The sequence below is a fragment of the Actinomycetospora sp. genome, from assembly GCF_055612215.1.
Window position 1 is genome coordinate 1 of the sequence record NZ_JBVPVA010000917.1, and the last position, 7103, is coordinate 7103.

Sequence of the window (7103 nt, forward strand, 5' to 3'; positions counted from 1 at the left end):
AGGGGCTCCGGGGAGCGCACGACGACGACCCCGCCCGGTCCGGCCAGCGTCGCCGCGTCGTCCCACTCCGCCGCGTCGCGCGGCGGGGCGAGGAAGGGCCCGACGTCGGGGTGGTAGCGCACGGCCCGCCCGTGGCGCACCGCGAGGTGGGCCTGGGGGCCGTCGAGCGCGGCGCGCAGCGGCTCGTCGAGGGCGTCCTTCAGCCCGAGCAGTCCCGTGCTGCCGTTCCCGGGAGTCGCCTCCACCGTCGTCCCTCCCCGCCGCGGGCGCGCGGCCTCGGTCCGTGCCGACGTCGTGTCCCCGGGGCGTGCGCCCCGGGCCCGGAGGGACTACTGCCCGGGCGGGGACCCCACGCCGTCGAGCCAGAGCCGGGCGGTCAGCGGGACGGCGAGGGCGCACACCGGCGCTCGCACCGTCTCGTGCACCGGACCGGGGATCACCGCTCCACCGTAACCACGTCGGACGGGTCGCGTGGGGGTGAAGGCGCGCACAGCCGGCCGGCCCGCGGCTTGCCGTCGACCGGGAGGCCGGGGTAGGCACAGGTGCGGACGCCGGCGGAGGGAGGCCCGGGTGCGCGCAGCGTTCGTCGGCACCCACCGCCGGCACGTCGACCTGGTGCGCACGGCGAGTGCGGCGTGTCCGGGACACCTCGTCCCGACCGTCCCGCTCCCGGAGGCCCCGCCGTGTCCCCGTCCGTCCCGCTGTCCGTCCTCGACCTCGCGCCCGTCCCGCCCGGCGGCACCGCCGCCGACGCCCTACGCAACACCCTCGAGCTCGCGCGCGCCGTGGAGGCCGCCGGGTACCGCCGCTACTGGGTGGCCGAGCACCACCTGAACCCGGGCGTCGCGTCGTCGTCGACCCCCGTGCTCGCCGGGCTCGTCGCGAGCGCCACCCGCACGATCCGGGTGGGGTCCGGCGCCGTGCAGATGCCGATGACGCCGCCGCTGCAGATCGCCGAGCAGTTCGGGACGGTCGCGGCCGTGCACCCGGGCCGGGTCGACCTCGGCCTCGGCCGCTTCGACATCCACAGGATCCTCGCCATGGTCCGAGCGCGGGCGGCGCCGGCGGCCGACGCCCCGCCCCCGCCGCCGTCGCGGTACGTCGACGGCCTGCTGATCCCCTCGCCGGGACGCGTCCCGGGCGCGGACTTCTCGTGGATCCTCACGCTCGCCGAGCGCATGGGCGTCGAGGGGGAGGCGCCGGACCACGGAGCCCAGGTCCGCGAGATCCTCGCGTACCTGCAGGGCACCGCGACGGGGCCCGATGGCACCGTGATCCACGCGCCGCCTGCCGAGGGCGCCGACCTCGACGTGTGGCTGCTCGGCTCCAGCCCCGGGGTCAGCGCGCGGACTGCCGGCGCGCTCGGCCTGCCGTTCGCCGTCAACTACCACACGATCCCGACGACGGTGCTGGACACGGTGGCGGCCTACCGCGCGGCCTTCGTCCCGTCCGCGGCGCTCGATCGTCCGTACGTGATGGTCTCGGCGGACGTCGTGGTCGCCCTCGGGGACGCCGAGGCGCGGGAGCTCGCCGCGCCCTACGCCCAGTGGGTGCTCGACATCCGCACCGGTCGTGGTGCCCGGCCCTACGTGACCCCGGAGCAGGCGCGGGCGAGGGAATGGACCGATGCCGAGCGGATCGGGGTCGCGGACCGGGTCGACACCCAGTTCGTCGGCTCCCCCGAAGCCGTGCGCGACGGGCTGGAGGTCCTGGTGAAGGCCACCGGCGCCGACGAGCTGCTCGTCACCACCATCACGACCGACCACGCCGACCGCGTCCGCAGCCACGAGCTGCTCGCGGCGGTCTGGTCGGGCTGAGTGGCCCGCCATGATCCACTTCCGTGTGGGGGAAGTGGGCGAGGACCGAACGGTCCGCCACACCCGTGGTGATCATGCGTCCGAGGCGGACCCGGACACGGGAACGGCGCCGCCCCTCGGGGAGGGACGGCGCCGTAGTGCGTGGTGCGTCAGGCGTTCTGCTCGGCGCGCTTCGGGAGCACCCAGCCCGGCCGCACGAAGTGGCACGTGTAGCCGTAGGGGATCCGCTGCAGGTAGTCCTGGTGCTCGGGCTCGGCCTCCCAGAAGTCGCCGGCCGGCTCCACCTCGGTGACGACCTTCCCCGGCCAGATGCCGGAGGCGTCGACGTCGGCGATCGTGTCCTCGGCGACGCGGCGCTGCTCGTCGGAGGTGTAGTAGATCGCGGACCGGTAGCTGCGGCCCACGTCGTTGCCCTGACGGTTCTTCGTCGACGGGTCGTGGATCTGGAAGAAGAACTCCAGGATCTCGCGGTAGGAGATCTTCTCCGGGTCGAACACGACCTCGACGGCCTCGGCGTGGTCGCCGTGGTTGCGGTAGGTCGCGTTGGGCACGTCGCCGCCGGAGTAGCCGACGCGCGTCGAGATCACCCCGGGGCGCTTGCGCAGGAGCTCCTGGGCGCCCCAGAAGCAGCCGCCCGCGAGGATGGCGGTCTCAGTGGCCATCGTGTGGTCCTCCCTGATGTCGGTAGCCCGTACAACACACGGGGGTGGCGAGACGTTCCATGAGGTGGCCGGAGGCCCCGTGAGCAGTTGTCCGCCCTATGACACGGGAAAGTGCTCACGAGCGCGAAGCGCACCTCCTAGAAGTAGCCGTTCGTCGGCAGCGGGTCGCCGCTGATGTGGAGCCGCCCGAGTGCGGTCGCCTTGTACGACGCCGGGTTGTGCAGGGTGATCGTGCGGATGTTGCGCCAGTGCCGGTCGAGGTTGCGGGCCCGGCCGGACGCCGAGGCGCCCCCGACGTCGAACAGCGCGGTCGCCGCGTCGGTCGCCACGCGGTCCAGGTGCACCTTCACCGCGCAGATCGCGATCGACGCCGCGCGGCCGACCTCCTCGGTGGGCTCCCCGGCCCGGACCGCCGCCTCGGCGGCCTCGACGGCGTCGGCCGCGGTCGACACCGCCGACTCCGCGATCCACGCCGTCGCGGCCAGCCGCCCGACGGTCTCCTGCAGGATCGGGTCGTCGACCGGGCGCGGGGCCGGGGCGTGGTCAAAGGTGCGGGAGCGGCTGCGGACGAGCTCGGCGGCGTCGGCGACCACGCTGCGCAGGATCCCGGCGATCACCGCGTGCAGGTAGAGCTGCAGGAACGGCACGTCGCCGGCCGGTCGCGGGGTGAGCCGGTCCCGGACCCCGAGGACCTCGTCGGGGGCGACCACGACATCGCGGAACGACGTCGTCCCGGTGCCGGTGCGGCGCTGGCCCATCCCGTCCCAGTCGTCGACGACCGAGACGCCCTCCCGGTCGGCGGGCACCAGCACCGTCGCGAGCCGGTCGCCCTCGACGCGGGCCACCACCGCGATCCAGTCCGAGTACATCGTCCCGGTGCTGTAGTACTTCGTGCCGTTCAGCACGAGCCGGCCGTCCACCTCGTCGAGCCGGGTCGTGAACTCGTGCGACCCCGCCGACACCGACCCGGTCTCGCTGATCGCGTTGCCGAAGACCTTCCCGGCGCGGACCTCGTCGAGCCAGCGGCGGCGCACGTCGGGATCGGGCAGCCGCAGGAAGCCGAGCACCTGGCTGTAGTGCGTGCGCAGCACGTGCGCGACGATCGGGTCGGCCTCGGCCAGGTCCGTGACGAACGCGAGCACGTCCCGGATCGACGCGCCCTGCCCGCCCTCGGACACCGGCAGCGAGAGCGCCCCCAGCCCGGCTCGCGCCACCACGGCCACCTGGGCGAACGGGCTCTCGTCCCGGAGCTCGCGCTCGGCCGCGCCCGCCCCGATCTCGGCGAGCAGGGTGGCGACCACCGGCGAGCCGAGGACGGCGGGGGACGTCGGGCTCGTCGTCGCGGTCACGCGCGGGGCTCCTCGGTGGTGCGTGCGGTTGGGGTCATCACGCCGGCGCACCGACGGGGGCGCGTCGGGCGACCTCGGCGCGGACCAGCGGCAGCAGGTCGCGTCCGTAGGCGATCGCGTCGTCGATCGGGTCGTACCCGCGGACGAGCAGGGTCGTGACGCCGAGGTCGACGTAGTCGAGCAGCGCGGCCGCCACCGTCTCCGGGGTCCCGACGAGGGCCGTGGAGTTCCCGGCCGCGCCGGTGGCGGCGGCCGTCGCGGTCCACAGCGCGCGGTCGTGGCGCTCCCCGCGCTCGGCGGCGGCGAGCAGGCGCTGGGACCCGACGTTGGCCGGGGCGCGGTCGTGCATCCGCGTCCCGGTGAAGCTGCCGGCGCCGCCGTCGAAGCCCGCGATGCGGTCGCGGATGTCGTACGCGCGGGCCCAGGCGGCCTCCTCGGTGGCGCCGAGGATCGGCCGGAACGAGACGCTGATCCGGGGCATGGTGGTGCGTCCGGCAGCGCGCGCGGCCGCGTGGACCGCGGCGATCTGCTCGGCGGTCTCGGCCAGCGGCTCGCCCCACAGGGCGAACACGTCGGCGTGCTTCCCCCCGACGCGGTGGGCCGCCGCCGACGACCCCCCGAAGTAGATCGGGATGTGCGGCTGCTGGAGGGGGTGCAGGTCGGGGGAGACGTCCTCGACGCGGTAGTGCTCGCCGTGGTGGTCGAACGGCGCCGTGGCCGTCCAGGTGCGGGTGACGACCTCGAGGTACTCGTCGGTGCGCCGGTAGCGCGCCTCCTTGTCGAGGTGGTCCCCGTCGCGCCGCTGGTCGGCGTCGTTGCCGCCGGAGATCACGTGCATCGCGACGCGGCCGCCGGAGAAGTGGTCGAGCGTGGCGAACGACCGCGCGGCCACCGTCGGGGCGACGAACCCCGGCCGGTGCGCGACGAGGAAGCCGAGCCGCTCGGAGTGCGCGGCGCCGTAGGCCGCGACCTGCAGGCCGTCCGGCGTCGACGCCGAGTGCCCGACGAGCACCCGGTCGAAGCCGCCCTGCTCGTGGGCGTCGACGAAGCGGCGGACCACCGCGGGGTCGAGCGGCGGCTCGGACGCCGGGTGGATCTCGGAGACGACCCGGGTGCCGATCATGCCGATGAACTCGACCGGGGTCTGCCCGGAGGTCATGGGGTCTCCTGGTCGGGACGGGGGTACCGCGACGCTAGGGGCCGGGCCCGACACTCTCAACCGGCGGCCGCCGCGATCGTCGTCTCAGCGCCGGCCTGCGCCCGTGCGGCCCTCCTTGCGCCGCCGTACGGAGTGCGGTCGAATCATGCGCATGTGCGCCGGTGGACTCGATGCCTTCTGGCCGAGCCGCCGCGTGCAGGAGTTCGACCAGTGGTGTCGCCCGGCCGCGTGAGCCCGCGCGCCCACCCCGTCGTCGCCCGCTGACGGGCGTTCCCGCGAGTCTGCGCGGCCGGTCCGTGCTGCGACCCGAACTCCTCGACGTCCCGGAAGGACGCATCCCATGTCGGTCACCGACGACTACCTGAAGAACAACGAGAGCTACGCCGCGGGCTTCTCCGGGCCCCTGCCGCTGCCGCCCGCCCGCAAGACGGCCGTCGTCGCCTGCATGGACGCCCGCATCAACGTCTACGGCGTCCTGGGCCTGAACGAGGGCGACAGCCACGTCATCCGCAACGCCGGGGGCATCGTCGCCGACGACACGATCCGCTCGCTCGCGATCAGCCAGCACCTCCTCGGCACCGAGGAGATCGTGCTGATCCACCACACCGACTGCGGCATGCTGACCTTCACCGACGAACAGTTCGCCGACATCCTCGAGAAGGAGGCCGGCCAGCGACCCCCGTGGAGCGCCAACGCGTTCCCCGACCTCGAGGGCGACGTCCGCGACTCGATCAAGCGCATCACCGACAGCCCGTTCGTCAAGAACAAGTCGTCCGTGCGCGGCTTCGTCTTCGACGTGGCGACCGGGAAGCTGGACGAGGTGTCGTAGGCGTCAGCGCACCAGCGCGGCGGCCACCTCCCGGGCCGACGCCAGACCCGCCGTCGTGCCCTCGAACCCACGTCGGGCGACGGCGCCCTCGAGCAGCAGGAACAGATGGTCGGCGAGGGCGTCGTCCCCGACGAGGCGCGCGATCTCGGCGCGCACCGCCTCCTTGTGCGCCCGGATCACCGCCCGGCCGGGGTGGTCGTCGGGCAGCTCGGCGGCGGCGCGCTGGAAGGCGCACCCCCGCTGGGTGTCGAACCACGGGTGCGCGAGGTAGGCGTCGAACAGCGTGAGCACCGACGGGTCCTCTGCGAGCCGTTCCTGCAGGTGGGACCACCACAGGTCGTGCCGGCGCTGCAGGTAGGCGACCACGAGCGCGGCCTTGGAGCCGAAGCAGTCGTAGAGCGTCTTCTTCGTGACCCCGGCCGCGTCGGCGATGCCCGCGACCCCCACCGCGGTGATCCCCTCGGCGTAGAACAGCTCCGACGCGCGCTCGAGCAGCACGCGTCCGGCAGGTGTCGTCATGCCCACCACGGTATACCGACCGGTGGGTTGACACCAGCGGTCGACGGCGTGTTGGCTCGGACGGGTAGACCGACCGGGTTACTTGGAGGGGACGATGGACCTGCACGGCATCCGGGCGCTGACGTTCGACGTCGTCGGCACCCTGATCGACTTCGAGACGGGGATCCTGCGCGGGGTCCGGTCGGTGGCCGGGCCGGAGGGTCCCGACGACGAGGCGGTGCTGGCTGCGTTCGGCGCCGCCGAGGCCGTCCAGCAGGAGCTCACCCCGGAGATGCCCTTCACCGCGATGCTCGACCCGATCTCGGCCCGGCTCGCGGTCGACCTCGGGATCCCTGGTCTCGACGGGGGCGAGGGTCCGTCGCCGCTGCGGCGCTCGATCGGGTCGTGGCCGGCGTTCCCGGACTCGGTCGAGGCGCTGCGTGAGCTGGGCGAGCGCTTCGTGCTGGTCGCGGTCACGAACGCGGACCGGGAGGCGCTGGACGCGATGGCGGAGACGCTCGGCAAGCCGTTCGCCGCCGGCGTCACGGTCGACGAGGTCGGGGTCAACAAGCCCGACCCGCGGATGTTCGAGGCGGGCCTGTCGACGCTCGAGGCCTTCGGGATCCGCCGCGACGAGGTCCTGCACGTGGCCCAGAGCCAGTACCACGACATCGGAGCCGCCCACCGGCTCGGCCTCGCGACCTGCTGGGTGGAGCGGCGGCGGGGGCGCGCGGGCTCGGGCGCCACCCCGGCGGCGTCGGAGATCACGACGCCGGACCTGCACGTCGG

At 74.2% G+C, this 7103-nt stretch carries 7 protein-coding genes and 1 pseudogene; 3 read left to right on the forward strand and 5 right to left on the reverse strand.

Annotated features, from left to right (window positions below; translation table 11 throughout):
* A pseudogene (locus AC0CYZ_RS25010) lies at positions 1-245 on the reverse strand (hypothetical protein); the annotation flags it as partial.
* A gap of 438 nt (positions 246-683) precedes the next feature.
* Between AC0CYZ_RS25010 and AC0CYZ_RS25015 the strand changes: the two are divergent.
* A complete protein-coding gene (locus AC0CYZ_RS25015; RefSeq protein ID WP_472220373.1) occupies positions 684-1817 on the forward strand; it encodes an LLM class flavin-dependent oxidoreductase in 1134 nt (377 codons plus the stop codon).
* Positions 1818-1966: 149 nt separating this feature from the next.
* Here the strand turns inward: AC0CYZ_RS25015 and msrA are convergent, their stop codons facing one another.
* The 3 genes from msrA to AC0CYZ_RS25030 all read right to left on the reverse strand — a co-directional run bounded on the left by msrA (position 1967) and on the right by AC0CYZ_RS25030 (position 4987).
* Complete coding sequence (gene msrA, locus AC0CYZ_RS25020; protein WP_472220375.1) at positions 1967-2479, reverse strand: peptide-methionine (S)-S-oxide reductase MsrA; 513 nt, start codon at positions 2477-2479, stop codon at positions 1967-1969.
* A gap of 137 nt (positions 2480-2616) precedes the next feature.
* Positions 2617-3828 (reverse strand): acyl-CoA dehydrogenase family protein, encoded by a 1212-nt coding sequence (locus tag AC0CYZ_RS25025; protein ID WP_472220377.1) that lies wholly within the window; start codon positions 3826-3828, stop codon positions 2617-2619.
* Positions 3829-3865: 37 nt separating this feature from the next.
* On the reverse strand, positions 3866-4987 hold the full coding sequence (locus tag AC0CYZ_RS25030; protein WP_472220379.1) for an LLM class flavin-dependent oxidoreductase: 1122 nt from the start codon (positions 4985-4987) through the stop codon (positions 3866-3868).
* A 340-nt stretch (positions 4988-5327) separates the two neighbouring features.
* Here AC0CYZ_RS25030 and AC0CYZ_RS25035 point away from each other — a divergent pair, with 340 nt between their 5' ends.
* A complete protein-coding gene (locus AC0CYZ_RS25035) occupies positions 5328-5816 on the forward strand; it encodes a beta-class carbonic anhydrase (RefSeq protein ID WP_472220381.1) in 489 nt (162 codons plus the stop codon).
* 3 nt (positions 5817-5819) lie between these two features.
* Here AC0CYZ_RS25035 and AC0CYZ_RS25040 read toward each other — a convergent pair whose 3' ends face one another.
* Positions 5820-6335, reverse strand: coding sequence for a TetR/AcrR family transcriptional regulator (locus AC0CYZ_RS25040; protein ID WP_472220383.1), 516 nt, complete (start codon positions 6333-6335; stop codon positions 5820-5822).
* A 94-nt stretch (positions 6336-6429) separates the two neighbouring features.
* Here AC0CYZ_RS25040 and AC0CYZ_RS25045 point away from each other — a divergent pair.
* The coding region (locus AC0CYZ_RS25045) for an HAD-IA family hydrolase (RefSeq protein ID WP_472220385.1) at positions 6430-7103 on the forward strand (674 nt) is incomplete at its 3' end.

What these genes read in the sequence shown, in the direction of transcription:
- msrA (WP_472220375.1), bottom strand. Translation starts at nt 2,479, where the DNA reads ATGGCCACTGAGACCGCCATCCTCGCGGGCGGCTGCTTCTGGGGCGCC.
- AC0CYZ_RS25030 (WP_472220379.1), bottom strand. Translation starts at nt 4,987, where the DNA reads ATGACCTCCGGGCAGACCCCGGTCGAGTTCATCGGCATGATCGGCACC.
- AC0CYZ_RS25035 (WP_472220381.1), top strand. Translation starts at nt 5,328, where the DNA reads ATGTCGGTCACCGACGACTACCTGAAGAACAACGAGAGCTACGCCGCG.
- AC0CYZ_RS25040 (WP_472220383.1), bottom strand. Translation starts at nt 6,335, where the DNA reads ATGACGACACCTGCCGGACGCGTGCTGCTCGAGCGCGCGTCGGAGCTG.